The organism is Myxococcus llanfairpwllgwyngyllgogerychwyrndrobwllllantysiliogogogochensis (genome assembly GCF_006636215.1).
GTDB lineage: Bacteria > Myxococcota > Myxococcia > Myxococcales > Myxococcaceae > Myxococcus > Myxococcus llanfairpwllgwyngyllgogerychwyrndrobwllllantysiliogogogochensis.
Genome location: NZ_VIFM01000524.1, coordinates 1 through 1,649 on the forward strand (window position 1 = coordinate 1; position 1,649 = coordinate 1,649).

Sequence of the window (1,649 nt, forward strand, 5' to 3'; positions counted from 1 at the left end):
CGGTGGACGTCCCGTGCCTGGAAGCGGCGCTGCGCGCGGTCGTCGCCCACCACGACACGCTGCGGCTGCGCTTCACGCGCCGCCAAGACGGCACCTGGCACCAGGAGTTCACCGGCCTGGAGTCCCTGGTCCGCCTGGAGCAGGTGGACCTCTCATCCGTGCCCGAGGCGGAGCTGCCTGCGGCCATGGAATCCGAAGCCTCCCGAATCCACGCCAGCCACAGACTGGAGGAGGGGCTGCTCCTGCGCGCCGCCCTCTTCCACCTCGGAGCCGAGCGAGGCTCACGACTCCTGCTGTCGGTGCACCACCTGGGTGTGGATGGCGTCTCCTGGCGCACGCTGCTGGAGGACCTCGGCGCGGGGTATGTGCAATCGAGACAGGGGCGCCCGGTGGCGCTGCCGCCCAGGTCCACGTCCTTCAAGACCTGGGCCTCGAAGCTGAGTGACTTCGCTCGCTCCGAGGATGTCGCGCGTGAGCGGACGTACTGGCTGGAGGAGGGGCGACTCGAGGCGCCTGTCCTCCCAAGGGATGGCGCTGGCGGTGCCACTTCCGTGGCCTCCTCTCGCACGGTGGAAGTCTCCCTCGACGAAGCCCAGACGCGGCTCTTGTTGCAGGAGACACCGGCTGCGTGGCGGGCGCACATCAACGATGTGCTGCTGACGGCGGTGGCCGAGAGCCTCACACACTGGATGGGCCAGCCGCGCCTGCGTGTGGAACTGGAGGGCCATGGCCGCGAGCCGTTCTCCGACGACGTGGACCTGTCTCGCACGGTGGGCTGGCTCACCACGCTGTATCCCGTGACGCTGGACGTCTCGGGTACCACCAGCCTGGGCGGCCGGTTGCGCGCTGTGCGGGACTCGCTGCGGCGCCTTCCCCGAAAGGGACTCGGCTACGGCCTGCTGCGCCACCTGGCGGACGATGAGCAATCCCAGCACCTCCGCGCGCTGCCTCGTGCCCAGGTGCTCTTCAACTACCTGGGCCAGTTCCATCAGTCCGCCGGTGACGACTCGGCGCTGAATCCGTTCACCGCCACGCGGGAGCCCCTCGGTGCCCTGCGCGCACCCAAGGCCGCGCTCTCCCACCTGCTGGAGATAAACGGCTACGTCTTCGAGGGCCGACTGACCCTGGTGTGGACGTACAGCCAGGCAGCGCACCGGCCGGAGACCATCCAGTCCCTGGCCGACCATTGCCTGCACACGCTGCGGCGGCTCATCGACGACCGGGACTCCGACGACGCCCGCCGCTTCACGCCCACCGACTTCCCGCTGGCGAAGCTGTCCCAGTCGGTGCTCGACCGGGTGCTGCCCGCGGGGGCGCTGGCGGACGACCTCTATCCGCTGTCGCCCATGCAGCAGGGCATGCTCTTCCACACCCTCACGGCCCCGGGCTCCGGCGTCTACGTCACGCAGTTGGCGTGGACCTTCGGCGGCGCCGTGGACATGACCGCCTTCCGTCGCACCTGGGAAGCCGTCATCCAGCGGCAGCCCTCGCTGCGCACGTCCTTCGTCCCCGAGGACGCGGGCCAGCCCCTCCAGTGGGTCCACCCGGAGGCCACCCTCCCCTGGGAGGAGCACGACTGGCGCGGCGCGGATGAGGCCGAGCAGCAGAGCCGCTTCGACACCCTCATCTCCGAGGACCGTGCTCGGGGC

Annotated in this window: 1 protein-coding gene; it reads left to right on the forward strand. The window is 70.2% G+C overall.

Annotated elements, in window-relative coordinates:
• Positions 1 to 1,649, forward strand: a 1,649-nt coding sequence (locus FJV41_RS49055) for a condensation domain-containing protein (RefSeq protein WP_246137905.1), incomplete at both ends; no start/stop codon positions are given.